Source organism: Chlamydia poikilotherma (assembly GCF_900239975.1).
In the GTDB taxonomy this organism is placed as follows: Bacteria; Chlamydiota; Chlamydiia; order Chlamydiales; family Chlamydiaceae; genus Chlamydia; species Chlamydia poikilotherma.
Genome location: NZ_LS992154.1, coordinates 54,651 through 81,639 on the forward strand (window position 1 = coordinate 54,651; position 26,989 = coordinate 81,639).

The window sequence follows — 26,989 nt, forward strand, 5'->3', positions numbered from 1 at the left end:
CTTTTCCTCTCTTTGTTTCATATGAAAAACCAAAGAAATAGAGGTGGATAAAGACTACACATAAAAAATAGAGCTTATCATATTGACGAAAGATCCGCTTCTTTTTGCTTCGTAATTTCGTCAACTTGCTTACAGAACTTATCTGTTAATTCCTGAATCTTCTTCTCCATTCCTTTAACAGCATCTTCTGTTAAGTCAGAATCTTTTTTTAACTTATCGTTAGATTCCCTGCGGATATTGCGAATGGTTACTTTCGCTTCCTCAGATTTGCGACGCAACTGCTTGATAACTTCATTTCTGTATTCTGCAGTAGGCTCAGGAATCTTAATACGTACTATCGTTCCTTCTACATCAGGTTGCAAATTTAAATTTGCAGCAATAATGCCTTTGGATATAGCGGAAACGTTATTCGCATCATAAGGAGAAATGACTAACTGACGCGTATCAGCTACCGAAATAGAGGCTAAATCAGATAGCCTCATTGTAGTTCCATAGACATCTACAGTCACTGTTTCTACTAAAGCAGGATTAGCCTTTCCTGTTCTAAATGATCTGACTTCTTTATGGAAGAATTCCAAAGCAGCAGCCATTTTCTTTTCAGTATCAGTTAGAATGGACATGCTGAGCGTCTCCACAAATTAATGTTCCAATATTCTCATCGAAAATAGCTTGCTCTAAAGAATGCTTAACAAAGCTAAAGACACGAATAGGAATGTTGGAATCCATGCATAAAGATACGGCAGAGGCGTCCATAACTCCTAGTCCTTGAGATAGGAAATCCTTATAGCTAATGCGATCGTATTTTACAGCATCTGTAAACATCCGAGGATCTTTATCATACACTCCATCAACATGCATAGTTGCTTTAAGTAGGATATCAGCCTTCAACTCACAAGCACGCAAAGCGGCTCCTGTATCCGTTGTTAAATAAGGCGAACCTGCTCCTGTTGTGCAGATTAAAACTTTACCTTGGCTTAAAGCTTCCGCAGATTTTTGAGGAGTGTATAAGTCTGCTAATTGAGGACAAGAAAGCGTAGAAGTTAATAAACAAGGAATATCATCAGCTTTTAATGCATCTGCTAGAGCCATACCATTAATTAAAGTGGCTAACATTCCCATTTGGTCTGCAGATACGCGATTAATTTGTAGTTCTTTTTGCTGAGCAAGACCTCTTAAGATATTTCCACCACCTATAACAAGAGCCGTTTCAATATCACAGTTGCGTACAGCACGTAATTCTGCTACTAATCTGGATAAACGAACTTCATCAATTCGGTTTCCGCTATCTGTTGAGAGAGATTCTCCAGAAATCTTAAATAAGACTCGTGTTATTCGCTTAGACATATTTCCTCTCGCTTATTAAGCTCCTATTTTCCATAAAATGAATTCCTTCACTTCGACCGAATTTCCACTAGTTTTGCTAGCGTTATCAACCAAACCTTGAATGGTTATATCAGGATTTTTAATGAAGGCTTGTTCTAGTAGACAAACATCTTGGAAGAATGTTCCCAATTTGCCGCTGATGATTTTATCAATAACAGCTTGGGGTTTCCCTTGTATTTGAGAAGAAATTACTTCTTTTTCTCTTTCTAAAGCATCTGTAGGCACGCTCTCCTTATTTAAAAATAGTGGCTGTGCCGCAACGATGTGCATAGAAATATCTTTAGCTAGATTTTCTTTATCAGCAACTCCAGAAAGAACAGTTACGGAAACAGCTTTTCCATTACCGTGCGAGTAAATACCCACACTTTCTTCCGTTGCTTTTGGTACATATTTGATTCTGTTAATGCGGATATTTTCTCCGACAGTTTGCATGGTCACAGCGCGCAACCCATCAACTGTAAGAGAAGAGTCTTGAGATGAAGGAAGTTGTAACAATGCATCAACATTGTTCACTTTGTGATTTAAGACGTCTTCAATAAGACCATCGACGAAAGATCGAAACACCGAATTATTAGCTACGAAATCTGTTTCTACATTAACTTCAACAACAGCGGTACCGCGAACATCGCTCTTTGCTGCAATAACACCTTCTTTTGTTTCTCTGTGCTCTTTTTTACTAGCAGAGGCAAGACCTAATTTACGTAAGTGAACAACAGCTTCTTCAAGATTTCCGTTACATTCAGCTAAAGCTTCCTTACATTTGGTTAACCCCACACCGGTCTGTTGTCTTAAGAGTTTGAGGGTTTCCATTGAAAAGTTGCTCATTAGTTAGCCTCATTACTGTCGTATTTTTTTGCTAATAAATCTTCATGACGATTGTCATCACCGGTTGCGTAGATATCGATTTCTTCAGACGCATCTTCAGTGTTTAAAGCTTTAATTGGAGAAACAATTTCGACGCCAAGTTTTTTCTTGGTATTAACGATGTTTTCTTTAATAGCGTTAATGATTAAACGAATGCTTTTTAAAGAATCGTCATTACATGGAACAACATAGTCAATCGGTGTTGGGTCACAGTTAGTGTCAACTAGTGCTAATACGGGGATGCCGAGTTTTTTAGCTTCTGCGACAGCAATTTTTTCATAGCTAGGATCAACAACTATAACCAAACCAGGAATCTTTCTTAGATAACGGATACCTTCCAAGTTTTTTAATAATTTTTGATGACGCTTACCAAGTAAGGCAATTTCTTTTTTTGTTAGGTAAGAACTATTTTGAGTAAGATCTTTTTCGATTTTATCCAAAGTTTTAATGGAGTTTCTGATAGTCGTCATGTTGGTTAACATACCGCCTAACCATCTCTCCGCAACAAAGTATTCACCAGCTTCTATAGCGGCTTCTTTGATGACACATTTGGCCTGTTTTTTAGTTCCAACGAAAAGAATAGGCTTATTCTCTTTAATGACCTTACACACTTGGGGAAGAGCGTGACGTAGTTGATAAAGAGTTTTTGCTAGATTAATGATGTAAAGACCGTTTTTCTCCTCAAAGATGTAAAGTTTCATCTTTGGATTCCATCTGCGCGTTTGATGCCCAAAATGAGCACCCGCTTCCATTAAGTCTTTAACTGAAAGATTGCATAGTGGTTGTTCTTCCAAGCTTTGTACCTCTATTTCTTGAATATATTAACAATGGCATCTTGATCCAACGTCAAGATTTCAGTCTTGGTGATGTTTAGAAAAGCGCCCGATCAGAATCGAACTGACACCGGTAGCTTGGAAGGCTACAGCTCTACCATTGAGCTACGGGCGCGTACTAAAAAGGAGATGTTAATTTAATAAAGCTTTTTACGCAAGATTGTAATCTCTAGGTCTCTAGCTTCTAGAAAATTTTATATAGAAGATTAATTCTTATATAAATGGATTTTAGAAAAGAGATTTGGAAATAGACAAAAGATCTACAAAGAAAAAATCAGAACCCAGATGCTCCTAGGTTCTGATAGCGGGACAAAAAGTTAGGATAGTATAAACTAAATCCTTAGAATCTGAATTGAGCGTTCAAATGAGCAGCTCTTTCATCGATCAAGCGTGCTTCACCAGTGATAGACCATTTGTCAGCATCAATTAAAGTTGCGCCAATAGCGATACCGCAAGCTTTTCTAGATTTCATTTTATCAACTTGCATAGAAACAATTTGCATGAAGTCAGAAAATTTATTAGTTCCATCAACGGATGTAGCACTTCCTAATAACGTAGGATTCCAAGCTGTTAAGTCTAAAATAGCTGTAGCTAATTTAGGTTGCGCGATGCGGATTGAATCAGCATCAAATGTAGCTCTTGACCACTTCACTCCAATATATGGGACAAGCATATTCAATCTATAAGAAAGAGCCATACCAACTTGCCATTCATGGTATTTAATTATAGCGGACTTAGTGTCCGTAGCCTCCACTGTGCCTGCATTTAGAGGAAGAGGGAAAGCTTGATTTTTGTATCCTCTAGGCTTGTGTATTGCAAATTGTGCAGTATTGCAGATGACATTAAGAGTTTCTATCTTAGGATTAGATTGGGCATATTGGAATTCCGCTCCTAAAGTTGCACAACCACATTCCCATAGAGCTCCACGTGCACCAACGCTCCAAGAGAATGTTGTGTCAGTGTAAAGCTCTACAATACCTTGTGTCATGAATACGTTAGGAAGTTCATTAGCATTTAAGGATCCTCCAGCAACTCCAATTAAGCCAACAAGACTAAAAGCTGCAGAATTAGATTTAAAATAGCCATTAGTAGCACCTAAAGTGCAAAAAACATCGAAACGATCCCAAATGTTTAATGCTAGGAAAGCAGCATTTGTGAACCATTCCGCATCTTGCATATGTTTTCCATAAGCAAGATTCGGTCTTTCTACTGGGGTACTCGTTCCAGAAGCTGTTCCAGAAGCTCCTGTAGGAGCAGCTGCCATTCCGCTGACAGTTTTATTAACATCAACTTTTAATACACGATCGAAAACATAATCTCCGTAGTATCCTGCGCGGATGCTGATAGCATCACACCAAGTAGAGCAAGGATCACAAGGATCACCTGAAGCACCTTCCCACATAGTGCCATCGATTAATAAACTTGGTTCAGCTGGATTCCCTACAGGCAAGGCTTGTAAGGAGAGAGCGGAACCCGTAGCGGCAAACAGTAATGCCGATTTTAAGAGTTTTTTCATACTCACCTCTAAAGATTATGCTTAGTATCTTTTCTTTTTGTGCTCGCTATTCTAATTTGCTCTTCTGGCGGCACCACGTCCAAGTTAAAGCCAGACAAGATATCCTGTAGGCAATTAATGGCTTTGAGGAGTGTCTTGCAAGTGAAAACAGCCTTAAGCATGAACATACAGTTCATTAATCGAAAACATAACAAACTTTTCTTATTATAGTAAAGACGATAAGAAAAAAGACTGTTTTCAGGCATAAATTTCAAGCGATAACTCCTTATATCTGCTAATAAGTGAGCTAATAGATTTTTGTACATACTTTTATTTCTTATGCCACTTAGAATAAGTTGGAATTGCCTTCACAGAAGAGTGTAAAAAGGCTTTCTTATGTCTGAAGCCTTAAGCATGCTTCTTTGTTTTGCAAATAAAACAAAGCAAAATTATTTAATAAAACATTAATTTTTTAAAGATTTTTATTTTTAGGTTTTATTTGTAATGTTTTCATTTTTTTTAAAAACCACATGAATTTTACGTATTATTCTGCTTTGTAGAGTTTAGTTTGTAACTAGTCGAATCTCTTGCCAGACAATGGTTGAGATCCTACTATTTGTTTTATGAAACCTCCTAATAAGCGTCGTTCTTATCTTACAGTTCCAGAAAAGACCAACAGACTATTGTCGGGGATTATCGTAACATTGGCGATAATTGCTGTGCGTTTGTGGCATCTTGCTGTTGTTGAGCATGATCAGAAATTAGAAGAAGCTTATAAACCGCAAATGAGAGTAATTCCCGAGCTTGTTGAGCGGGCAACGATTTGCGATCGTTTTGGTAAAGTGTTGGCAGAAAATAAGATGCAATACGATGTGAGTGTAGCTTATGGAGCTATTCATGATTTACCATCTAGGGCTTGGCATGTTCATGCAGACGGAACTCGTGAGCTTATTCCTGTTAGGAAAAATTATGTTACGCGTTTATCGGAACTCCTTGCTCAAGAGCTACATTTGGATAAAGATGCGATTGAAGATAATATTCATGCTAAAGCCTCCGTATTGGGTTCCGTACCGTATTTAGTTCAAGCTAATGTTTCTGAGCGTACATATTTAAGATTAAAGATGATGTCAAAACATTGGCCTGGTTTGCATGTAGAGCCTACTGTACGACGTTATTATCCTATGGGAAAGATGGCCTCGGATATTTTAGGTTATGTAGGACCGATTAGCGCTCAAGAATATAAGCGAGTAACGCATGAATTAAGTAAGTTGCGAGAATGTGTTCGAGCCTATGAGGAAGGTGAAAATCCGAAATTTCCTGAAGGTTTAGCAAGTATAGATCAGGTGCGTTCTTTATTAAATTCTTTAGAGAACAATGCTTATAGTTTAAATGCCCTAATTGGGAAGCTAGGCATAGAGGCATGCTGGGATGGGAAATTACGCGGTCAATTAGGAAAGAAAACTGTTCTTGTAGATCGCCGTGGTAACTTCATTCAAGGTCTTAATGAAATAGCCGCAACCTCTGGTAAGAAACTCCAGCTTACATTGTCAACAGAGCTACAGGCATTTGCAGATGCTTTGCTTTTAGAGCATGAAAAAACAGAACAGTTTCGTTCAACACGATCATTAAAGAAACAAAAGTTTCTACCCCCTTTATTTCCTTGGATTAAGGGAGGAGCAATTATTGCTTTAGATCCTAATAACGGTCAAATTTTGGCCATGGCCTCATCTCCGCGTTATCACAATAATGACTTTATCGATATGAGGGTCGGATCGGATTCAGAAGCGAGATCTGAAGTATATCGTTGGTTAGAAAATACTGAGCATGTTGCAGAAGTGTATGATAGGAAAGTTCCTTTGCGCCGTGAAAGGAGAGATCCTCTTACGGGTTTATACTACGATGAGGAGCTTTCTCTTACTTTGGATTATTTCTTGGATTTCATTTTACCAAATACATCAGAGCTTAAGTCAGTTGTTAAGAGTTATGGGACTGTAGAGAATGCTATCAAACTGCAGCAGAGTGTAGAACGTTTATTGAATATTTTCTCTTATTCTGAAGGGCATTGTTCATGCTCTTCTATATTTGATGCGGTATTTCCTTCTGAACAAGAGCATATTGCTATAGGCAGAGTGATTTCTATAAAGCAGCAGCAGTGGATAAGTCATTGCTGCAAAGACTATGAGGAAGAAATAGAAGACATTAAGAAAGATCTTGAACCATTTTTTTCTGAACTTCCATCGAATTACGATAAGCTTTTGCTTATAGATCTATTTCAGATGGTTGTTGATCCTTCTAAAGTTAATTCTGAGCTACTTTCATCTGTAGGATCTCTTTCTTTATCAGAATTTTTCGATTGTCAGGGACATTATGTAGCTTTGCGTAGTGCCTTTTCCAAGATCGTAGAAGACATTTTTGTTGAGGTAGATTTCAAAGAGTGGAGGAAGCTCTATTTTGCGAAGTTTCTAGAGGTTAAGCGAAAAGAGGAAAACGATAGGAAACAACGTTATCCCACGCCGTATGTGGATTATTTATTAGAAGAAAAACGAGCACAATATCAGGATTTCCGTCGTTGTTACCTTGATAAGTTTTTAGCGTATTTACTTTCTGGGCAAGGGCAAACGGAATATCTAAAAGCTTATTACGAAGCCATTTCGATATGGAAAGGGGAATTAGAAAGAGGTGCGCATAAGGCATTGCCATGGTACGAGCATTATGAGTTTTTAAAACAAAAGTTTTCTGATTCTTCAATTGATCAATTGCATTTGTTCTTGTCTTTTAGAGAATTTTCTGAGCTTCAGCGGCCTCTCTATGGAAATTATGCCCCAATGCTTACAAGAAATGTTCCTCAAAAAGAACAAGATTTAGCAGCAGCATTTTATCCTGCTTATGGTTACGGCTATTTACGTCCTCATGCTTTTTGTCAGGCGGCGACTTTAGGATCTATTTTTAAGCTTGTCTCTGCTTATTCTGTATTATCTCAGGAAGTGATGCGAGGAAATGTTGATATAGACTATCTATCGCGTTTGCTTGTTATTATTGATAGACAGTCTTTCGGTTATGTAAGTTCTAAGCCACACGTTGGCTTTTTTAAAGACGGCTCTCCTATTCCTTCATTTTATCATGGAGGGATTTTACCAAAGAATGACTATGCAGGGCGCGGACGTATTGATTTGATTGCTGCTTTAGAGATGTCTAGTAACCCTTATTTTTCCTTGCTTGTCGGCGAGCATCTCTCTGATCCTGAAGATTTATGTCATGCGGCCTCTTTATTTGGTTTTGGAGAGAAAACAGGGATAGGCTTGCCGGGAGAGTATGCTGGTGTAATTCCTCATGATGTGGCCTACAATCGTTCAGGATTATATGCCACTGCTATAGGACAGCATACTCTTGTTGTTACTCCTTTGCAAACGGCTGTGATGATGGCAGCACTGGTTAATGGGGGATCTCTTTATGTTCCTAATTTAATTTTAGGAGAATGGGATGGAGAAGAGTTTATTTCGGCATCTTCTGTGAAAAAACGAGATGTGTTTATGCCTGAGTGCATAACGGAATTGTTTAAATCCGGTATGCATAATGTCATTTGGGGAAATTATGGAACTACAAGAAGTATTTGTGATCAGTTTAGTCCTGAGTTATTAAATCGAGTTATTGGAAAGACAAGCACGGCAGAATCTATAGTGCGGGTAGGTTTAGATCGACAATATGGAAATATGAAGATGAAGCACGTGTGGTTTGCTGCTGTGGGATTTGCTGATGCTGAACTTATTCATCCTGATATTGTTGTGATTGTCTATTTGCGTCTTGGAGAGTTTGGAAGGGACGCAGCGCCTATAGCTGTAAAAATGATAGAAAAATGGGATAAAATAAGAAAAAAAGAAGGTTTTTCTGCCAATCAGTAGGAGTTGGCACGCTTTTTGCTCCTGTAAAACACGAGGTCAACGAACTTGTGTGCCAGGAGAAATATTCATGGAAGAAGCTGCGAAACATCTAGCGAAAGAATTTCTCTGCTCAGGAATTAACTTCTTTTTGAGTGGAGAATATGAACAGGCAGAACGAAGACTAAAAGAAACTTTAGAGCTAGATCCTACAGCAGCGCTAGCTTATTGTTATTTAGGAATTATTGCTTTAGAGCTGGGAAGAATTCCTGAAGCGTTAACTTGGTGCACAAAAGGATTAGAATCCGAGCCTGGTGATAGCTATTTACGTTATTGCTATGGCGTAGCTTTAGATCGTGATAATCGTTGCGAAGAGGCAATTGAACAGTATCGTGCTTATGTGATTTTGCATCCAGATGATGCCGAATGTTGGTTTAGTTTAGGGGGAGTCTATCATCGTTTAGGTAGATACATAGAAGCAATAGAGTGTTTCGATAAAATCTTAGATCTTGATCCTTGGAATCCACAAAGTTTGTATAATAAAGCCGTTGTTTTAACAGATATGGATAATGAGTCAGAAGCCATTACTCTATTAGAGACTACGGTAAGTAAAAACCCTTTGTATTGGAAGGCATGGATAAAATTAGGTTACTTGCTCTCGCGTCATAAGGAATGGGATAAGGCTACGGAAGCTTATGAAAGGGTTGTGCAGCTACGTCCTGATCTATCTGACGGTCATTACAATTTGGGTTTATGTTATCTCACCTTAGATAAAACACGATTAGCTTTGAAAGCTTTTCAGGAAGCCCTCTTTTTAAATGAAGAAGATGCGGATGCGCATTTTTATGTTGGGCTAGCCCATATGGATCTTAAGCAGAATCAACTTGCATCTGATGCTTTTCATCGTGCGCTTGGGATTAATTTAGAACATGAACGCTCCCATTATCTTCTCGGCTATCTTTATCACATGGAAGGGCAATCAGAAAAAGCAGAAAAAGAATTATCATTCTTAACTGTAAAAGATTCCATGTTCGCTCCGTTGCTACAGAAAACCGTATCTTCAGGTCAATTTGAACGTAGATTGGATGTGTTGCCATAAACGAAAAATTATAAATTGCGGTAAGCAAAGTAATTTTTTCAATTCCGTTGAGTTTCTATGAGATCGAAAAAATCGCTGTGATGCAGAAACTTTCGGGACAAAAAAAATGGAACTCTTAAAATGGTTTTGTGTTTTAAGACTTTATATCTTTTTTGAACACAAAGTGTGATCTCTAAAAGAATGAACAGTGTTAACATTCTTTTCTAAACAGGCGAGAAAGTTAAAGCTTCGCTTTTTCTTTCTCACCTTCTTTAATGCTTCGAAAAATATTGAAAATCTGTTAATCTGGACAAGCCCTTGTGTGGTTTTACACAATGACATTACGTGCGCAGAGGCGGGGCGTTATGAGCCAACCCATAGAAGATTTTTTGCAGAATCATGAAGATTATCCCTATGGGTTCGTCACGCCTATAGAGTCAGAGGGGTTGACAAGAGGTCTTAATGAAGAGACTATTGAAAAAATCTCCCAGCTGCGCAACGAACCTTCCTTCATTCTAGATTTTCGCTTAAAAGCTTACCAGCATTGGAAAAAATTACAGGAACCCGCTTGGGCTAGACTGAATTATGACCCCATTGATTATGAGGACATAGTCTATTTTTCTGCTCCAAAGCAAAAAAATCCTTTAGGACGTTTAGAGGAGGCCGATCCTGAAATTTTAGAAACTTTTAAGAAATTAGGGATCCCTTTAGACGAACAAAAACGTTTATTAAATGTTGAGAACGTTGCTGTAGATTTGGTTTTTGATTCGGTGTCAATAGGAACGACATTCAAAGAAGCTTTGGATAAGGCTGGGGTAATTTTTTGCTCAATGAGCGAAGCGATTCGTGAATATCCCGAGTTAATAAAAAAATATTTAGGATCAGTTGTTTCTCATAGGGATAACTATTTTGCAGCTTTAAATGCTGCTGTTTTTAGTGACGGCTCTTTTGTCTATATTCCGAAGGGTGTACGTTGCCCTATGGAGATCTCTACATATTTTAGGATCAATGATAAGGAGTCGGGGCAGTTTGAGCGCACTTTAATTATTGCAGAAGATGATTCTTTTGTGAGTTATCTCGAGGGATGTACAGCCCCGTCATTCTCTTCAAATCAGCTGCACGCAGCTGTCGTAGAGCTTGTGGCGCATGAACGGGCTGTCGTTCGTTATTCTACCGTGCAAAATTGGTTTTCTGGGGATAAGAAAACAGGCAAAGGTGGAATTTATAATTTTGTAACCAAGCGTGGCTTATGCGCAGGATACAAATCAAAAATCTCTTGGTCTCAGGTTGAAGTTGGAGCGGCAATTACTTGGAAATATCCTAGCTGCATTTTGAGGGGGAAAGAAAGTGTTGGGGAGTTTTATTCCATAGCTTTAACAAATGGCAAAATGCAAGCCGATACTGGGACAAAGATGATTCATGTGGGGGAAAAAACAACTTCAACAATAGTTTCCAAGGGTATCTCTTCGGAGGAATCTCATAATACTTTCAGAAGTCTTGTTTCTATTTCAGCAGGGGCTGTGGGAAGTCATAACTACACGCAATGTGATTCGATGCTGATTGGACAATCATGTGGCGCCTATACCGATCCTAAAATTGTGGTAGAAAACTCTAGGTCATCTGTTGAACATGAGGCAACGACATCAAAATTACGAGCAGATCAGTTAATGTATTTGCGTAGTAGAGGATTGAGTGCGGAAGAGGCTGTAAGCTTAGTAGTTCATGGTTTTTGTCGTGAGATTATCGAACAGTTACCTTTAGAGTTTGCTCGAGAAGCTTCGAAATTGTTGTTTGTTAAGTTAGAAAATAGCGTGGGGTAGTTGATGCTACATATACAAAACTTACACGTATGCTGTGAGGATGTTAAAATCCTGGATAATTTAAATTTACATATCTCTCCAGGAGAATTACATATTATTATGGGCCCTAATGGAGCAGGAAAATCTACCTTTGCTAAAGTGTTGTCAGGAGATGATAGCGTTTCTATTATTTCTGGAGATATTAGCTTATTAGGTCAGGATCTATTAGAAAAAGCTCCTGAAGAACGTGCGCAAATGGGATTATTTATAGGATTTCAACAACCTCCAGAAATTCCTGGCGTAAATAATAAGCTCTTTTTGAAAGACGCCTATAATGCTTGCAGGCGTTCTCGCCAGGAAGAAGAAATAGCAGAAGCTGAATTTGATATGCTTTTGTCCTCTGTTTCTGAAACCTATGAATTCGAATCGTTTGAGCATTTCTTAGAAAGAAATATCAATGAAGGATTTTCTGGTGGAGAGAGAAAGAAAAATGAAATTTGGCAAATGCTTGTTTTAGAATCAGAAATGATATTGTTAGATGAGCCTGATTCAGGGTTAGATGTTGATGCTTTAAGGTTCGTCTGTAAAACAATTGAGAAATATCGCGAGCTTCATCCTAGAAGCGCTATTTGTATAGTCACTCATAACCCTAAATTAGGAAATCTTCTTCAACCCGATTATGTACATATCCTATTAGAAGGAAGGATAGCATGTTCAGGAGGAATTTCTTTGATGCGAGAGCTAGAAGAAAAGAGTTATCACGAAGTATTGTCCTGCTCTTCTCGGGGGTAATATGTTAAGTTTTTTAGAGCATAGTTGCCCTATAGCTAAAGATTCTCCTGTGCATCAAGCTACACGAGTGTGCTATGAAAAACATTCCGAATCGGAATCATTTAAAGAGATTTTCCGTGCTTTTTCTTGGCTTAAAGATCTTACGCAATCTCCAGAGAAGTATCATATTGCTCATGGGGGATCTGAGACAGCAAAGCAACATTGGTTACATCATCAGAATTCCCTATCCTGTGAATGTATTTTAATTAATGGTAAATACGAACCTTTTCTTTCTCAATTGCCAGAGGGTGTATTATCGATGTCTTTAAGGGATGCGCACTCCGTTTTCTCTACTTTTATTCAAAGATACGATGTAGATACACAGCCTCTGGCGTTTCTGAATGCTGTATGTTCTCAGGAAGAAGGTGTGGTTATCTATATTCCTGAGGAATTTCAGGTAAGTGAACTTTTAAGTATTCGACATATTAGTTTCCCAACATCTCAGGATGATCGGATGATTTATTCCCCAAAGATTATCTTAATTTTAGGAAAGCAGTCCAGCTGTTCTGTTCAAATTTCTCATCATACTGAACGAGAGAGCGGTGTTGCTGAAAGCTTTGCTATTATTAATGGTGTTACAGAAGTCTTTGTATCTGAGGGCGCTGAGTTGTCATTGACTATGCTGCCTAAATACATTAATGAAGAAAGAATAAGCTGGTCACATATAGCGACTATCGAAGAGCAAGGAGCGTGTTCCATAGCCCAACAGCTTCTTGAAGATGCTGGAGGTTATGGTTGGTTTGATAATACTTTTTCTATGATAGGGAATAACTCTCATGGAGAATCTTTGGTTTCTGCATTATCTCCAAGAAAGACATGGGTAAGAAATCTTATGCATCATGATGCAGAATCCACAACATCACGACAAAATATCAAATCGATTTTATATTCTGGGCATTTCCTTTTTGAGGGAGGTATCCATGTAACCTCTCGTGGAATGTTTACCGACGCTTATCAAAAGCATGATACATTATTGCTTAATGACAATGCTCGTGTAACAACTTTTCCAAGATTAGAAATTTTTACTGATGATGTTAAAGCTTCTCATGGAGCTACGGTAGGACCGTTAGACGCTCAGCAGATATTCTATATGCAATCTCGTGGAATGACGCGTGAAGAAGCTCAAAAGAAACTTGTTCGAGGATTTTTATCCATAGAATCTTCTTTGGAACATTTTCCGAAATTATCGATGCGAATGCAATCGCAAGAAGTTACTAAGGAGTACTCTATAGATGGTATGTAGGATAAAAGAAGACTTTCCTATTTTTTCTAATAAAAAGCTTCAGGGGGAATCCTATATCTACTTAGACTCTGCTGCGACTACGCATAAGCCTAAAAAGGTAATAGAGGCTATTACGGATTTTTATAGTAGTACCTATGCTACTGTGAACCGTAATATCTACAGTTCTTCAAAAAACATTACTGAAGATTATAATGCTGTTCGCGGGAAGATACGTGAGTGGATACAAGCTTCATATAATGAAGAAATTGTGTTTACTCGAGGAACTACAGCAGCTTTAAATTTATTAGCAATATCTGCTAATGATATTTTCATTCCTGAAGGGGGTGTTGTATTAGTTTCTGAAGCCGAGCACCATGCAAATGTCTTATCTTGGGAATTAGCTTGCCGTAGACGCGGATCTTGCGTGAAGAAAGTAGCCGTTGATGATTCTGGTTATATAGATTTAGAACATTTGGAAACCTTGCTTAGGACAGGGGCTTCTTTTGTTAGTATAGCCCATGTCAGTAATGTTACAGGATGTATCCAACCTTTAAAGCAAATAGCGCAGTTAGCTCATACATATGGAGCGTATATTGCTGTAGATGGTGCTCAGGGAGTCGCCCACGCTTCTGTAGATGTTGTCGATTGGGATATTGATTTCTATGCTTTTTCAGCTCATAAAATCTATGCGCCTACTGGACTGGGAGTGTTATATGGTAAGAAAGAGCTTTTAGAGAAGCTTCCTCCTGTAGAAGGTGGTGGGGATATGGTCTCTATCTATGATAGTGAGAATCCAGAATACCTTCCTGCACCGTTAAAATTTGAAGCAGGAACACCACCTATAGCTTCTATCTTAGGATTAGGAGCTGCTATAGACTATCTGCAATCCCTACCAGATGCTTTATATCAGCAGGAAGAAGAGTTAACTCGTTATCTTTATAATGAGCTAATGACAATTCCTGGTATGCAAATATTAGGTCCAGGGGTGAATCAGCCGCGCGGCGCTTTAGTGAGTTTGAAAATTCAGGGCGCGCATCCTTTTGATATCGGTTGTCTTTTAGATCTTCAAGGAATAGCTGTGCGTACAGGTCATCAATGTGCACAACCTGCGATGAGCCGATGGAATCTAGGCCATGTCCTTAGAGTGTCTTTAGGGATATATAATGATAAAGAAGACATCGATACTTTTATGTCTGCTTTGCAAGCTATATTAACTAGATTGGGCGCATAGTTTTATCGATAGTTTTTCTGAAAATCAATACGTTCTTTTCTAGGACGCCAGCGTAAATATGCTTGCCCACATTTATCTATTAACCAATTTTTAATATATTGTGAGCTATGGATAAGTTTTGGCAATGTATAGTCCGCACGTGTCATATCTATACGATAGATCCCATGATTCTTATTTTTTCTATTTAGGGTATTTCCTAGGACAAAGGAAAAGGGATAGTGTTGCTTAACTATTTTTGCACATGCATCATCGTATTTCCCAAAGGGATAGAAAAACCCTAAGGGAGTTTTCTCAACAGCTTTCTCTATAGAATACTTAGATAAGAAAATCTCCGTAGCAAGATAGGGAGGAGTGTGTTGCAAATTGCGAATAGCAAATCCTGATGAAGCTAACTGTATATAAGGAGAATCTGCAAGTATTTGCAATTCTTGTTTTGTACAAAATGGTTGGTGGGCGGCAAAGACTTCATCTTGGAAAGCTAGAGTTTCTCTAGGAGATAAACGATGCTTAAGGGGAAGAGAAGAAGCTGAATCTTCAGCGACATATCTCCAAGCAATTCCAATAACAGCAGGGATATGATGCACTTGTAGAAAAGGGAAAATATGAGAGTAAAAATCTATAGAGGCGTAATCAAAAGTTAACATCAGGGATAACTTTTTGATAGGTTCTCCGGGGAGCACTAAAGGGTATGTCTGTTTAAGCAGGAGTAAATATCTTTGGAGTTTTTCTAAAAGGCTAGGCTGTTTAGAAAAGAAAACTTGCCGAAAGGCTAAAACAATAAGCATGTGGCTGCCTTAAGATGAGGGTTTGTTATCCTCATGAGGATAGACAACTAAAGATCCCGAGAGAATTTTCGGGGGATGTTGAGAAGAAGGCTCTGTCGATGTCTGTCTAGAAGAAGGAGATTCTGTCGTGGCACTAGGGAGTTCTTGGGTATCTACAGGAGATGGCATAAAGATCCTTAATATAAATAGGCAGTTAGTGCTTTTTGCCAAAACGTTTAGTTAATGTCCACTCTCCATCTTTGTAGAATTGTTCAAATTCCTTGAACAATGGCAAGGTTTTGAGCTCTTCAAAATCCGTTTCGGTATCTTGATTTAAGATTTCTTTGATTTCTATAATTCTTAAAAGAGTGAGAAAGCGTAGAGTGGGATAATCTTCAGAAGACGCCGACAACTGAAGCAGCTGGGAAGATTTTTCTAACGCTGCTTGGTAATCTTGAGTAGCTTGAGCATCCGCGATTTCTTTTAATAAAACCTGAGCTGGGGAGGGCATATGGAATTTTGCCCCGCTACTATAAGCAAGTCCTGCGTAATAGGCTCCACGTAATGGTTCATTGTGGATATAGAAACATGAAGAAAGGAAACCTGCATAAGGCTTTACAGAATTTCCGCCCATACGATAGGCGTGTTCTAACATTGGCAAAGCAGTTTTAGGAGGTATGAATCCCTGAAAAACTGCAGAGTCTGCAGTTTTTGTAAGAAGAAGAATACTTTCGTGTTTTTCACGGTCATTTTTTTGAAAGTTATAAACGATCTTCCCCGTGAGAAATAAGGACAAAGTCACAAGGACTGTTAAAATAAACGAATAGGAATAAACCCTTTTCCATATTGAGGATAGCAAGTTCTTCATGATTTTAAGATGTAAAGCGCTTAATATTTTCAGTGTATCTGGAAAAAAATTTTTCGTAAACTCCTTGATTTGAGATGCCCCAACAGAGAGAAACACTAAAAAAAGCACTTCACTTCTACAAGCTCTTTTGATAGAAAAACTTCTGTGATACTATTTTTCCTTAAAATAAATTGGGATAAATACCATCTCTATGCCACTAAAAATGTTCCAGAGATGATAAGAAAATAGCGAAGGTAGTTTGTGAGTGGAATTATCAATAAAGATACGATAATAGAAGTGGCTATCGATAATATTCGAGTGAGTCCCTTTCAACCTCGTCGGATATTCTCTGAAGCCGAGCTTCAAGAATTAGTATCATCTTTAAAATCCGTAGGTTTAATTCATCCTCCTGTAGTTCGTGAAATTCGTAGTGGCGATAAGGTTTTATATTATGAGTTAATTGCCGGAGAACGTCGATGGAGAGCTTTACAGCTCGCAGGCTACACGACGATTCCCGTTGTTCTTAAGCAAGTAGTTGCCGATGATATTGCTGCAGAGGCAACACTTATAGAAAATATCCAACGTGTGAACCTTAGTCCTATGGAAATGGCTGAGGCTTTCAAAAAGCTCATTAATGTTTTTGGTTTAACTCAAGATAAGGTAGCCCTAAGAGTAGGGAAAAAGCGCTCTACAGTTGCGAATTACTTACGGCTTTTTTCCTTATCGGAAACTATTCAAAAAAGTCTTTATTTAGGGGAAATTACTTTAGGACATGCTAAGGTTATTCTTACTTTGGAAGACCCTAAATCACGAGAAACTCTCGCTGAGAGAATTATTTCACAGCGTCTTGCTGTTCGTGAAGCTGAACAAGAAGCAAAGAAATTGTTATCAGGTGCGTCTACGATTTCTTCTACTACAGAACGCATAAAAACACCTTTAGCTGGAAACTATCAAGATATGCAAGAGCGTCTTAGCCAGTCTTTAGGCTATAAGGTGACGGTAAAGTCTCAAGGTTCTCATCATAGCGTATCGCTACATGTTCACGATGAAGAGCAACTCAAGCAGTTAGAAGAGTGGCTGTTAAAAAAATCTTAGTTTTTATAAAGAAGATTTAAAATCTTCTTTACTATTTTTTAAAGAATGCACTGATATGAGTGCTTATTCCCATCCGATTGTTCTGGAATAGGTCCTTGAAAGCAGGTTTTCCGTCTCTTGGGACAGCGGTTATAAAAGACACACCCTGTAGGAGAAGGAATTTCAGAAGTGTTTGTCTGATATGCTTTTAATTTCTGTTCTGTACTGCGATTTTCTGGAAGATCGGGAAGCTGCGAGTTGAGAAGCATTTGTGTATAAGGATGTTTAGGATTTAAGAAGATATCTTCTGTAGCTCCCGATTCAACTATTTTACCCTTATACATAATAATCACTTCTGAGCAAAAAGAGCGAACAACAGCCAAATCATGGGAAATAAACAGATAACTCATCTTTAGCTCTTTTTGTAAATTTGAGAGCATATTTAGGATTTGCGCTTGCATCGAAAGATCAAGAGCAGAAACTACCTCATCGCATATAATAAGCTTAGGAGTTCCTAATAATGCTCTAGCTATAGATACACGTTGTTGTTGACCACCAGAGAGTTGATGAGGATAACGGTAAAAATAATCTGCAGATAAACCTACTAGTTCTAAGGTTTCTCCAATTACAGAATGGAGTTTCTCTTTTGTGATTATGCGATGGTGAATAAGAGCGTGACCTAAGCTATCGAAAATCGTTTTCCTAGGATTTAAAGAGGCTTTAGGATTTTGGAAAACCATTCGCACAGAGGAGCGAAGTTTTTTTAAATCATGTTTAGAATGTAGTTTGATAGGAGTATTGTTAAAAGATAGGTAACCAGAGGTGAGCGATAATAGTCCGGAAAGAGCTAACGCTAATGTTGTTTTTCCCGACCCCGATTCTCCAATCAGACCTACGATCTTCCCTGACGGTATACAAAAAGAAATATTATCAATAGCTCTTGTTGCTATTGTCTTTCTTCGAAACCAACTTGAACGCTTATAATAATATTTTTTTAACTGATTGGCTTGTACTAAAGAATCACTCATATAGCCAGCACCTTACTTTATGCTCTTTCCCTACATTTTGAACTTCTGGAGATTCAATTTTACATTTCCCATAGGCTTTCGAACATCTAGGATAGTAACAACATCCTGAAGGAAGAGCACTATAGTGGGGAGGTTGTCCAGGAATTGCTGTAAATGTGTCATTTTGCAATGAAGGGCGTGAGGCTAGAAGATCTTGAGTATAGGGATGGCGCGGGTTGTGGAAAATTGCCTTGGCAGAAGCATACTCTGCTATTCTTCCTGCATAGAGTACAAGCACCTCATCAGATGTTTCAGCAACAACACCCATGTTATGGGTAATAATCAACAAACTCATCCCTAATTTTTCCTGTAAACCTTTTAATAACTGTAAAATCTGATATTGAACAGAAACGTCAAGAGCTGTTGTTGGCTCATCAGCAATTAAAATTTCAGGAGAAGCGAGCAGCGCCATAGCAATGGAAACTCTTTGTAGCATTCCTCCAGAAAGCTGATGAGGATAGAGTTTTAAACAGAGTTCAGGGTTATGAAATCCTGTATCTATAAGAGCTTGGATAATTTTCTCTTTACCCTCTTTATGTGGAAGATGAAGATGTGTGCGGATAAGTTCCTGGAATTGTTGTTCTATGGTGAAAACGGGATTTAAAGAGGATTGGGGATTTTGGAAAATCATAGAAATTTTCGTTCCGAAAATTGATTTTAAGATTCCTCGTGGAGCTTCTAATAAATCTTTTTCGTGGAAAAGAATTTTTCCTGATGTAGAAAATAGCGGGGAGGGTAATAGCTGCATAAGAGCTTGAGCGGTTACCGATTTCCCCGATCCTGATTCCCCGATAATCGCTAACGTCCTTCCCTTGTGCAAATCAAAGGACAATGACTCAACAATAGGGTAACGTTCCCGACGTTTATTCAGGCTTACCGAAAGATCTTTAACTTGTAAGATAGGTGGATGAGTCATAAGTCATTTACAAGATCATTAAAGGACGTTATTATTGCTAAAAAGGTATTCTTATGCAAACCCTTGCTCGTCTGTTCGGACAGTCTCCTTTTGCCCCGCTACAAGCACACTTGGAAGTCGTAGCATTTTGCGTTCAGCAAATGGTGCCAATCTTCACAGCTTTGCGAGATGGGGATTATAAACAGGTACAAACAATAGCAAAAAGTATTTCTGATAAGGAGTACCAAGCAGATTGTATAAAAAATGATATGCGCAATCATCTTCCTGTAGGCTTATTTATGCCTATATCACGGGCCGGATTGCTAGAGATTATTTCTATACAAGATAGCATAGCTGATGTTTCCGAAGATGTGGCTATCTTACTTACTGTTAGAAAGCTACGTTTTTATCCAGAATTTGAGAGTATCTTTTTCCAATTCTTACATAAAAGTGTCGAAACTTTTGATCTTACTATGACAGTCATACAAGAATTCAATAAGTTACTAGAAAGTTCTTTTGGAGGGCGTAAAGCTGATAAAGCCCGCTTTTTAGTAAGTCGCGTAGCGAAAGCAGAACACGAGTGTGATGTTATTCAACGAGAGATCATGCAGATATTCTTCTCCGATGAATTTACGATTTCTGAAAAAGAGTTTTATTTATGGCTGCAGGTAATTAAGCGTGCTGCTGGTATTTCCGATAGTTCGGAAAAACTTGCTCACCGAGTTAATATGACGCTGGAAGAAAAGTAATATTTCATGCTTGCCTTACTCATTTTTGTTCTCTTATGTGGTTTTTATACCTCTTGGAATATAGGAGCTAATGACGTTGCTAATGCCGTTGGCCCTAGTGTGGGATCCGGAGTATTAACATTACGTCAAGCCGTAATTATTGCTGCTATTTTTGAATTTTTAGGAGCATTGTTCCTCGGGGATCGTGTTGCAGGAACTATAGAAAGTTGTATAGTCTCTGTTTCAGATCCATTAATAGCATCTGGTGATTATGTTTATGGTATGACGGGAGCTTTGTTGGCCACAGGGGTATGGTTACAACTAGCATCATATTTTGGATGGCCGGTTTCTACAACACACTCCATAGTGGGTGCTGTGATCGGCTTCGGTCTTGTTCTTGGTAAAGGAACAGTTATTTATTGGGGATCTGTGGGGGCAATTTTAATCAGTTGGGTAATCTCTCCGTTAATGGGAGGATGCATCGCCTATCTGATCTTTTCTTTTATACGTCGAAATATTCTCTATAAAAATGATCCTGTGAGTGCGATGATCCGCATAGCACCATTTCTTGCAGCTTTTGTGATAATTGTTTTAGGAATAATTATTGTTTGTGGTGGCGTGGTTACACGTTTGGTGCCTCTACCATGGGCTTTATTATTAGTTTGCCTTGTGGGAGGTCTTGCTTATGCCATCATGTTTAAATATGTACACACGCCACATTGCTCCTTTATTTGTAGTTCACCAAAATCGGGAAGTTTGCTTTGTCGTTTAAAAACATGCGGGGGAAACTATGGAAGGAAATACCTTATTGTAGAGAGAATCTTTGCTTATTTGCAAATCATCATTGCCTGTTTTATGGCGTTTGCTCACGGATCTAATGATGTGGCCAATGCTATAGCTCCTGTAGCTGGAGTTTTACGACAAGCGTATCCCCAAGTATATTCTTCTTATACATTAATAGGACTTATGGCTTTTGGTGGTGTTGGGTTAATTATAGGGTTATCCATTTGGGGGTGGCGGGTGATTGAAACTGTAGGCTGTAAGATTACCGAACTTACCCCTTCGCGGGGATTTTCTGTAGGTCTAAGTGCTGCTGTTACAATTGCTTTGGCATCAGCTATGGGCTTGCCTATATCTACAACTCACGTAGTGGTTGGTGCTGTCTTAGGGATAGGCCTTGCTCGTGGTATTCACGCCATTAACTTAAATATTATCAAAGACATTATAATGTCGTGGTTTATCACTCTTCCTGCAGGAGCGATACTCTCTATTCTATTTTTCTTTGCTTTAAGAGCGCTCTTCCAGTAAAAATAGGGAAATCATCTTAGATAATTTCTCAAGGTATATGGATAGATTGACAGTCAGGGACCTTTCCCCAGAAGAAAAAAAGGTTTTAGTTCGTGTAGATTTTAATGTTCCTATAAAAGATGGGAAGATTCTTGATGATATCCGCATTCGTAGCGCTATGCCGACAATTAACTATCTGCTGCAAAAACGCGCTGCTGTAATTTTAATGAGTCACTTGGGCCGTCCTAAAGGAACTGGTTTTGAAGAGAAGTACTCTCTCCAACCCGTTGTTGAAGTTTTAGAAGGTTATTTAGGACATCATGTGCCTTTAGCTACTGATTGTATTGGGGAAGTTGCTCGTCAGGCGGTAGCCCAGCTATCTCCAGGACGGGTATTACTACTAGAGAACCTCCGCTTCCACAGGGGAGAAGAACATCCCGAAGAAGATCCTACATTTGCTGCTGAACTTTCTTCTTATGGAGACTTTTATGTAAACGATGCTTTTGGAACTTCCCATAGAAAACATGCTTCTGTGTACACGGTTCCCCAAGCATTTCCTGGGAGATCCGCAGCAGGTCTTCTTATGGAAAAAGAACTCGAATTTTTAGGACAGCACCTTCTCCTTTCTCCTAAACGTCCTTTTACTGCGATTCTTGGTGGATCTAAAGTATCTTCGAAAATAGGGGTAATAGAAGCCTTACTATCGCAAGTCGATAACCTGCTTTTAGCAGGAGGCATGGGATTTACCTTCTTAAAAGCACTAGGAAAATCCGTAGGGAATTCCTTAGTTGAAGAATCAGGGATAGAACTTGCTCGTCGTGTTTTGAAACTCGCAGAGCAGCGCAATGTACGTATCGTTCTTCCTATAGATGTGAAGGTCGCAAAGACTTGTGAACCTGGAGTTGCGTGGTCAGAAATATCTGTAGATCAAGGTATTTCTTCGGATCTTGAAGGTTTAGATATCGGAGCTAAAACTATCCAGGAGTTTTGTAAAATCATCGATGTTTCAGCAACAGTATTTTGGAATGGTCCCGTTGGTGTTTATGAAGTTCCTCCTTTCGATCAAGGTTCTATGGCTATTGCCAACTGCCTAGCACGACATTCTTCTGCAACCACTGTCGTTGGTGGTGGTGATGCCGCTGCAGTTGTTGCTTTAGCTGGATGTACCTCTCAAGTTTCACACGTATCGACAGGTGGCGGAGCTTCTTTAGAGTTTTTAGAAAAAGGATTTTTACCGGGAACAGAGGTTTTATCTCCAGCACAAGATTAAAATTCCTAAAGGCGCTACGCAGCGCCTTTATATTTAGGGACGCGTATCCGCTTCACATCTTTTCTTTTAGATTCTTTTAGTTAACCTTCCTTTACAAGCATTCAAATATTTTTCATAAAATTAATAATTTTTTTTCCATTCGATAGGTTCTTACTTAATTCCTAGTTTTAAATAGCTAACTATTCTTTAAATTCTTTATTCATAATAGTTAAGCGAATTCGGAAATGCTTTCGTTAATCTAACGTACCGATCCATCTTCATATATTTTAAGGAGCGCATATTCAATGAGATGCGCTTTTCTTTTTTATTAATTCTCATATTTTCTATTTATTTCATTTTGTAATTAAAAAACGTGATTTTAATTTTATTTTTAAACAAAAGGTGTGCTGCTAAATCAAATTTAATTTTAAAATTAAAATATAAAAATGGAGAAAAACTATGGGAATTAATCCAAGCGGTCGCGGGAATAACAATGATCTATGGATTTCAGGAGCTCATAATGAACATCCAGATGTTCAGGATGCTGGAAGTTCTTCTGGAACGGCGGGCTCCCATAGTGTTTCTACTCAAAATAATACGTCAGAAACTTCTGGTTTCTTATCAAGAATCGGAGCTGCTGTAAGAAACTTCTTTTCCGGTATGTTTCGTGGGAGTTCTTCTTCACAAACAAGTTCTCGAGCCTCCTCTCCGCAGTCAACTCCATCTGGTAGTCGTAGATCCTCAAATGTATCGGATATGGAAGTAGACGGAGCAGGATCCGATACAGGTAGTATAAAATCTACGAGTAGCACGGGTTCAAGCGATAGTTCAAGATCGACAGAGGGTGCTGCTAAAGGATTACAAAAGAAAGGTTATACTCCAGGAGTTAAAGTACCTTCTCCTACGGTTCCTCGTAGAGGACGAATTCAACGTCCAAATACACCACCACCGCCTCCTCCTCCTTCAACCCCATCAACAAGTGGTACACCTGTACGCGCTGCCCCACCACCACCACCAACAGCAGGTACATCACAAGCACCCTCAACAAGTGGGACTGGACCTAAAAAGCGTAAAGCTCCTCAGCCTCCAGGAGGAGAGCCTGCACGTCCAAAATTACAACGTCGTGACAGCATATCCTCCTTTTCTAGTACAGACTCTACAGTGAGTACAGAATCGGGTATTGTTGAGTCAGCATCAATAGCGGATAGATTAAAAGCAGAAATAGAGATCGTTAATACAACAAAGCAAGCGCAGTTGGATGCTCTATCTCTTCAGATTAAAGATCGTTGGACAAGTCAAGAAACACAAGACCCTGTGGCTTACAAAATTTCTTCTATGCAGACATTAGCAGCTAGATTAGGTAAAGCACGTGCAGAAGCTCGACAAGAGGTGGGTATATTACGACCTGGAATTAGTGAAGCTCCATTAAAGACAGCAATTTCTCAATCTAGATCTATATGGGATCTCGGAGAAAAAGAACAAAGACAGGATGGAGAATCTGTACTTCTTCAAGTGCTGGTACGTATGGGACTAGAGGGGAGCTTATTAAGTTCTGAAGTTGATTACGTGGATTATGTAAATCAGCTTATTGGGGAATATGGAGATGCTGAGGAAGGATACAATTGGCAACCTACGATGCAATCTCTTGCTCACGATTTAAACGGAATAAGAAATAGTAATCCCAATGGTATGCAGAAATTTTGGTCTTCGTTTGCTGGCAAAGGAGAGGTTATTGTCAGAAGTCTAAACAATAAGTTTATGGCTGCGAATACAGGAAACTACGATCCTTCTTCAGTTAAAGTAGATACTCGTTGGAATCTAGGTGCTTTGGATTTAATGAAGTCTTTAAATCCCGCGGTATATGTAAAAACAACCTCTGTCTTGGGTGTCGATGCCTTTAGTTTGCCAGAAGAGGATTAGAGATTAGTCATGGGATCTCCAATTTCAGGTGGTGGAGGCGCTGAACCTCCATGGAAAGATCTATTTAAGGATACCTCGACAGAGGGCGATGATGCTGATTTAGACGATCGCATTTCTGATCATGTTAGCTCTATTTTTGATGATCAAGGGGCGGAGTGTGGTATTCCCGAAACTAATGCTTCTGAGGAAATGAATAGTGACCTTCAAGGTAGAATACATTCAGAACCTCAGGAAGGTTTCTTTAGGAATATACTCGCTAGGATTCGTAACGCAGTTCGTGGGTTATGGTATAACAGATTAGGATTTTCTTGTTTGTCAAGACGCGAAGACTTTTCTAAAAGTTATGCTGATCTTTTTAAAGAAACAGATTTGCCCGCAACAGCTGTTGCGGAAGCTAAATCAGCTCCAGCAGCTACATTAGGGTGTTGCGCATCTATAAGACAATTCTTTATAAAAGCATTTAAAAAAATGTGCTGCTGCATCGCTAGAAGATGTACAGAATCTTCCATAGATTTTTGTGGTGCAGATCCTGAAGGTCCTGAGGGTACTATGGCACTTGCGTTAATGCTACGCATGTCATGTAGATGGTCTTCAGAAGAAGAACTTCTTTATCAATCGCAAAATAAAGGGATTGATGCCTTTCTAGCCATGGGAACAGCTTCTGTTGCAAGTACTGTAGAAGCAATAGCTATTTTAACAAATTTTGAAGACATTCTAAAAGGAGAGAGAGTACAAGATCCTGTAGCAACAGTTCGGGGTATCGCGAAACTTTCTTCGTTGCCTTATGATAAAACAATTAACTGCAGCACAGCTATAAAAACTCTCCAAGAAGCTGATGCCGATTACGACTATACACTTATACTGAATTTGGCTGCACGTCTTGATAATCTCGCGAATAAGGGATATGAAGAAGTTATTATAGTTAGAGAAATTCTCTCGTCTTTACGCTATACGCATACAACTTTAATGGGAGAGTATCTCAATTTGTGGGGAGATGATTCTTTACAAACAAGTCAGCAAATTCCCATAAATTATGATTTAGTCGTGACTATTGTTAAAAACAACTTGCCTGATTTGGAAGAGGCGTATCGCAATAATCGTACAGAATATGAGAAAAAACTTAACGATATAATAGGGAACTTTTTCTTTCTCTATGAAAATAGAGCATCTAGGTTAAGAAGGTTGTATCAAGGCAATATGGAAAATCCTCAAGATATAGTAGACGAAGATAGGGGTCAGTAAAACTGTTATTTTTAGAAATAAAAATAATGCAATAATATTTCCTCTAAAGAATAAGCAAAAAGAAAACGATACAGCCGTATTCTTCCGATGATGTTGGACTTGCGATTTTCTACAGACTATTACTTGCGTGTTATCGAATTAGCTATTCGTGATGAGTCACGTACACTTGTCTATAATAAGAAACAATCCCTTTTAGAAACTTGGCCTATAAATGCGGCTCTTTCTCCTGATCAAGATGGTATGAAAGAAACCATCCAAAAAGTAATTCAGGAACTTTTTTCCCGTTCTGTGATTTCCTATTCCCTATCGGGGAGACTCCTTTCTATTATTGACATGCGTTTACGGCAAGAAAGGCCTTACACACGTATTTTATATAGAATATTTCGTAAAGATACTTTTGAGAGAAAACAGACTATTGTTAAAAAGCTCTTATTGTTAAAAAACATTATTTTTCTAGAGCGTCAACGTCCTTTAAATAAAATCTCCCATGTGGCCAGTACTGTATTTAGCAAGGAAAAAACAAATTTCTCTTCCTGGGAAGATTTTACTCATGATGTCGAAATGCCTACAGAAGACATGGATATGAGCTCTTCAGTAAAAGACGGTTTTGCTGCGGAATCTTCTTCGCAAGTAGTCATGGAAGCTTTAATGACCTTTCTAGAAAGCCAAAATACTTACCTCCCCTTAAGTTTGGAGCTTTTAGATCAGTTTCTTTCTGAAAAGGTGTTAGCTTTGCACACATTATCAGAAAGAAATTTTCATCTATTGACAGAACTCAAAGATCTCTACACATTAAGTCGTGAAGATTTTCAAGCAGTTATCGGTGGTATTGTTACAGATTCTCTTTCTGATGTTCTTACAAATTCTCTGGTAGGGTCTCAATTACTTACTCCCCAAGGGAAAGCTATGGTAAGTACCTGGCAAGAAGTTGCTGAATTTTCTCCTAAAGAGACTGTCTTTGCTCAAGGATTTCTAGCAGAGATCCTTCGACGTATTGTATCTGAGGATTTAAAAACCATTGTTTCGGTGGCTAATGACGCCACCCCAGAACAGATTGGCAGAATGTATAGCATTCGTGATTGTAGCCCGGGGTTGTGGTTGAAAATGATGCGGATACTCTTAATGCGCTGGCTTCTGGACTTTGATGATAGGGTATACTCTTCATTAAAAAAAAGTATTCACTATTACACGCCACAACCAACTTTATGGCAGCAAATTTTATGTATGTTTAAAAAGTTTTGATATTCTTCTTTTCAAGTTTCATTTTTTCTATTTAGAGAAAGGACTTTAAATAGGTATTTTTTC

General features: G+C 38.6%; 23 protein-coding genes and 1 tRNA gene. 13 read left to right on the forward strand and 11 right to left on the reverse strand.

The genetic code is table 11. The features are described 5' to 3' along the window. Positions 1-77 precede the first annotated feature (77 nt). From frr to C10C_RS00265, 6 genes are all read right to left on the reverse strand, one after another. Positions 78-620 (reverse strand): ribosome recycling factor, encoded by a 543-nt coding sequence (gene frr / locus C10C_RS00240; protein WP_117273740.1) that lies wholly within the window; start codon positions 618-620, stop codon positions 78-80. Further along, complete coding sequence (pyrH, locus tag C10C_RS00245; RefSeq protein WP_117273741.1) at positions 604-1,344, reverse strand: UMP kinase; 741 nt, start codon at positions 1,342-1,344, stop codon at positions 604-606. The genes frr and pyrH overlap by 17 nt, the downstream gene beginning before the upstream one ends. A gap of 15 nt (positions 1,345-1,359) precedes the next feature. Further along, a complete protein-coding gene (gene tsf, locus C10C_RS00250) occupies positions 1,360-2,208 on the reverse strand; it encodes a translation elongation factor Ts (protein ID WP_117273742.1) in 849 nt (282 codons plus the stop codon). After that, a complete protein-coding gene (gene rpsB / locus C10C_RS00255) occupies positions 2,208-2,999 on the reverse strand; it encodes a 30S ribosomal protein S2 (protein WP_231913652.1) in 792 nt (263 codons plus the stop codon). The genes tsf and rpsB overlap by 1 nt, the downstream gene beginning before the upstream one ends. A 125-nt stretch (positions 3,000-3,124) precedes the next feature. Next, a tRNA-Gly gene (locus tag C10C_RS00260) sits at positions 3,125-3,195 on the reverse strand. Positions 3,196-3,420: 225 nt separating this feature from the next. After that, entirely contained in the window at positions 3,421-4,596 is a 1,176-nt protein-coding gene (locus C10C_RS00265) for a porin (protein ID WP_117273744.1), read from the reverse strand. Positions 4,597-5,198: 602 nt separating this feature from the next. Between C10C_RS00265 and C10C_RS00270 the strand changes: the two genes are divergently transcribed. The 6 genes from C10C_RS00270 (at position 5,199) to C10C_RS00295 (ending at position 14,611) form a co-directional block, all read left to right on the forward strand. Continuing rightward, a complete protein-coding gene (locus C10C_RS00270) occupies positions 5,199-8,474 on the forward strand; it encodes a penicillin-binding transpeptidase domain-containing protein (protein WP_117273746.1) in 3,276 nt (1,091 codons plus the stop codon). A gap of 67 nt (positions 8,475-8,541) precedes the next feature. After that, the gene (locus tag C10C_RS00275) at positions 8,542-9,549 is read left to right on the forward strand and encodes a tetratricopeptide repeat protein (RefSeq protein WP_117273747.1); all 1,008 of its coding nucleotides are present in this window, start codon (positions 8,542-8,544) and stop codon (positions 9,547-9,549) included. Between the two features lie 344 nt (positions 9,550-9,893). Beyond that, complete coding sequence (sufB, locus tag C10C_RS00280; protein WP_117273748.1) at positions 9,894-11,348, forward strand: Fe-S cluster assembly protein SufB; 1,455 nt, start codon at positions 9,894-9,896, stop codon at positions 11,346-11,348. A 3-nt stretch (positions 11,349-11,351) separates the two neighbouring features. Next, the gene (gene sufC, locus C10C_RS00285) at positions 11,352-12,119 is read left to right on the forward strand and encodes a Fe-S cluster assembly ATPase SufC (RefSeq protein ID WP_117273749.1); all 768 of its coding nucleotides are present in this window, start codon (positions 11,352-11,354) and stop codon (positions 12,117-12,119) included. A 1-nt stretch (position 12,120) separates the two neighbouring features. Further along, complete coding sequence (sufD, locus tag C10C_RS00290; protein WP_117273750.1) at positions 12,121-13,401, forward strand: Fe-S cluster assembly protein SufD; 1,281 nt, start codon at positions 12,121-12,123, stop codon at positions 13,399-13,401. Then, positions 13,391-14,611, forward strand: a complete 1,221-nt coding sequence (locus tag C10C_RS00295; RefSeq protein WP_117273751.1) for a SufS family cysteine desulfurase — start codon at positions 13,391-13,393, stop codon at positions 14,609-14,611. Before sufD ends, C10C_RS00295 begins: the two co-directional genes overlap by 11 nt. A gap of 2 nt (positions 14,612-14,613) precedes the next feature. Here the strand turns inward: C10C_RS00295 and C10C_RS00300 are convergent, their stop codons facing one another. Genes C10C_RS00300 through C10C_RS00305 form a run of 3 tightly spaced genes read right to left on the reverse strand, consistent with a single transcriptional unit; the run spans position 14,614 to position 16,243 of the window. Next, entirely contained in the window at positions 14,614-15,396 is a 783-nt protein-coding gene (locus C10C_RS00300) for a polysaccharide deacetylase family protein (RefSeq protein ID WP_117273752.1), read from the reverse strand. A 9-nt stretch (positions 15,397-15,405) separates the two neighbouring features. Next, positions 15,406-15,564, reverse strand: coding sequence for a hypothetical protein (locus C10C_RS05190; RefSeq protein ID WP_174222212.1), 159 nt, complete (start codon positions 15,562-15,564; stop codon positions 15,406-15,408). Positions 15,565-15,589: 25 nt separating this feature from the next. Further along, positions 15,590-16,243 carry a hypothetical protein gene (locus C10C_RS00305; RefSeq protein WP_117274747.1) on the reverse strand — a complete coding sequence of 218 codons (654 nt, stop codon included), beginning with the start codon at positions 16,241-16,243 and terminating at the stop codon, positions 15,590-15,592. A 240-nt stretch (positions 16,244-16,483) separates the two neighbouring features. Here C10C_RS00305 and C10C_RS00310 point away from each other — a divergent pair, with 240 nt between their 5' ends. Continuing rightward, positions 16,484-17,317, forward strand: a complete 834-nt coding sequence (locus tag C10C_RS00310) for a ParB/RepB/Spo0J family partition protein (protein WP_117273753.1) — start codon at positions 16,484-16,486, stop codon at positions 17,315-17,317. 38 nt (positions 17,318-17,355) lie between these two features. Here C10C_RS00310 and C10C_RS00315 read toward each other — a convergent pair whose 3' ends face one another. Together C10C_RS00315 and C10C_RS00320 are read right to left on the reverse strand one after the other, a co-directional pair. Beyond that, on the reverse strand, positions 17,356-18,324 hold the full coding sequence (locus tag C10C_RS00315) for an oligopeptide/dipeptide ABC transporter ATP-binding protein (protein ID WP_117273754.1): 969 nt from the start codon (positions 18,322-18,324) through the stop codon (positions 17,356-17,358). Beyond that, a complete protein-coding gene (locus tag C10C_RS00320) occupies positions 18,317-19,279 on the reverse strand; it encodes an ABC transporter ATP-binding protein (RefSeq protein WP_117273755.1) in 963 nt (320 codons plus the stop codon). The genes C10C_RS00315 and C10C_RS00320 overlap by 8 nt, the downstream gene beginning before the upstream one ends. A 53-nt stretch (positions 19,280-19,332) precedes the next feature. Between C10C_RS00320 and C10C_RS00325 the strand changes: the two genes are divergently transcribed. From C10C_RS00325 to C10C_RS00350, 6 genes are all read left to right on the forward strand, one after another. Beyond that, positions 19,333-20,007 carry a TIGR00153 family protein gene (locus tag C10C_RS00325; RefSeq protein ID WP_117273756.1) on the forward strand — a complete coding sequence of 225 codons (675 nt, stop codon included), beginning with the start codon at positions 19,333-19,335 and terminating at the stop codon, positions 20,005-20,007. Positions 20,008-20,013: 6 nt separating this feature from the next. After that, complete coding sequence (locus tag C10C_RS00330) at positions 20,014-21,294, forward strand: inorganic phosphate transporter (RefSeq protein ID WP_117273757.1); 1,281 nt, start codon at positions 20,014-20,016, stop codon at positions 21,292-21,294. A gap of 37 nt (positions 21,295-21,331) precedes the next feature. Then, complete coding sequence (locus tag C10C_RS00335) at positions 21,332-22,543, forward strand: phosphoglycerate kinase (protein WP_117273758.1); 1,212 nt, start codon at positions 21,332-21,334, stop codon at positions 22,541-22,543. A 438-nt stretch (positions 22,544-22,981) separates the two neighbouring features. After that, positions 22,982-24,442: a SemD/SinC family type III secretion system effector gene (gene semD / locus C10C_RS00340; RefSeq protein WP_117273759.1), complete on the forward strand. Its 1,461-nt coding sequence runs from the start codon at positions 22,982-22,984 to the stop codon at positions 24,440-24,442. Positions 24,443-24,451: 9 nt separating this feature from the next. Then, the gene (locus C10C_RS00345) at positions 24,452-25,684 is read left to right on the forward strand and encodes a TmeB family type III secretion system effector (protein ID WP_117273760.1); all 1,233 of its coding nucleotides are present in this window, start codon (positions 24,452-24,454) and stop codon (positions 25,682-25,684) included. Positions 25,685-25,771: 87 nt separating this feature from the next. After that, positions 25,772-26,926, forward strand: coding sequence for a hypothetical protein (locus tag C10C_RS00350; protein ID WP_117273761.1), 1,155 nt, complete (start codon positions 25,772-25,774; stop codon positions 26,924-26,926). Positions 26,927-26,989: the final 63 nt, after the last annotated feature.

Excerpts from the sequence above, each read along its gene's own strand:
- frr (WP_117273740.1), bottom strand. The coding sequence starts at position 620 with ATGTCCATTCTAACTGATACTGAAAAGAAAATGGCTGCTGCTTTGGAA.
- pyrH (WP_117273741.1), bottom strand. The coding sequence starts at position 1,344 with ATGTCTAAGCGAATAACACGAGTCTTATTTAAGATTTCTGGAGAATCT.
- tsf (WP_117273742.1), bottom strand. The coding sequence starts at position 2,208 with ATGAGCAACTTTTCAATGGAAACCCTCAAACTCTTAAGACAACAGACC.
- rpsB (WP_231913652.1), bottom strand. The coding sequence starts at position 2,999 with ATGGAAGCGGGTGCTCATTTTGGGCATCAAACGCGCAGATGGAATCCA.
- C10C_RS00265 (WP_117273744.1), bottom strand. The coding sequence starts at position 4,596 with ATGAAAAAACTCTTAAAATCGGCATTACTGTTTGCCGCTACGGGTTCC.
- C10C_RS00270 (WP_117273746.1), top strand. The coding sequence starts at position 5,199 with ATGAAACCTCCTAATAAGCGTCGTTCTTATCTTACAGTTCCAGAAAAG.
- C10C_RS00275 (WP_117273747.1), top strand. The coding sequence starts at position 8,542 with ATGGAAGAAGCTGCGAAACATCTAGCGAAAGAATTTCTCTGCTCAGGA.
- sufB (WP_117273748.1), top strand. The coding sequence starts at position 9,894 with ATGAGCCAACCCATAGAAGATTTTTTGCAGAATCATGAAGATTATCCC.
- sufC (WP_117273749.1), top strand. The coding sequence starts at position 11,352 with ATGCTACATATACAAAACTTACACGTATGCTGTGAGGATGTTAAAATC.
- sufD (WP_117273750.1), top strand. The coding sequence starts at position 12,121 with ATGTTAAGTTTTTTAGAGCATAGTTGCCCTATAGCTAAAGATTCTCCT.
- C10C_RS00295 (WP_117273751.1), top strand. The coding sequence starts at position 13,391 with ATGGTATGTAGGATAAAAGAAGACTTTCCTATTTTTTCTAATAAAAAG.
- C10C_RS00300 (WP_117273752.1), bottom strand. The coding sequence starts at position 15,396 with ATGCTTATTGTTTTAGCCTTTCGGCAAGTTTTCTTTTCTAAACAGCCT.
- C10C_RS05190 (WP_174222212.1), bottom strand. The coding sequence starts at position 15,564 with ATGCCATCTCCTGTAGATACCCAAGAACTCCCTAGTGCCACGACAGAA.
- C10C_RS00305 (WP_117274747.1), bottom strand. The coding sequence starts at position 16,243 with ATGAAGAACTTGCTATCCTCAATATGGAAAAGGGTTTATTCCTATTCG.
- C10C_RS00315 (WP_117273754.1), bottom strand. The coding sequence starts at position 18,324 with ATGAGTGATTCTTTAGTACAAGCCAATCAGTTAAAAAAATATTATTAT.
- C10C_RS00320 (WP_117273755.1), bottom strand. The coding sequence starts at position 19,279 with ATGACTCATCCACCTATCTTACAAGTTAAAGATCTTTCGGTAAGCCTG.
- C10C_RS00325 (WP_117273756.1), top strand. The coding sequence starts at position 19,333 with ATGCAAACCCTTGCTCGTCTGTTCGGACAGTCTCCTTTTGCCCCGCTA.
- C10C_RS00330 (WP_117273757.1), top strand. The coding sequence starts at position 20,014 with ATGCTTGCCTTACTCATTTTTGTTCTCTTATGTGGTTTTTATACCTCT.
- C10C_RS00335 (WP_117273758.1), top strand. The coding sequence starts at position 21,332 with ATGGATAGATTGACAGTCAGGGACCTTTCCCCAGAAGAAAAAAAGGTT.
- semD (WP_117273759.1), top strand. The coding sequence starts at position 22,982 with ATGGGAATTAATCCAAGCGGTCGCGGGAATAACAATGATCTATGGATT.
- C10C_RS00345 (WP_117273760.1), top strand. The coding sequence starts at position 24,452 with ATGGGATCTCCAATTTCAGGTGGTGGAGGCGCTGAACCTCCATGGAAA.
- C10C_RS00350 (WP_117273761.1), top strand. The coding sequence starts at position 25,772 with ATGATGTTGGACTTGCGATTTTCTACAGACTATTACTTGCGTGTTATC.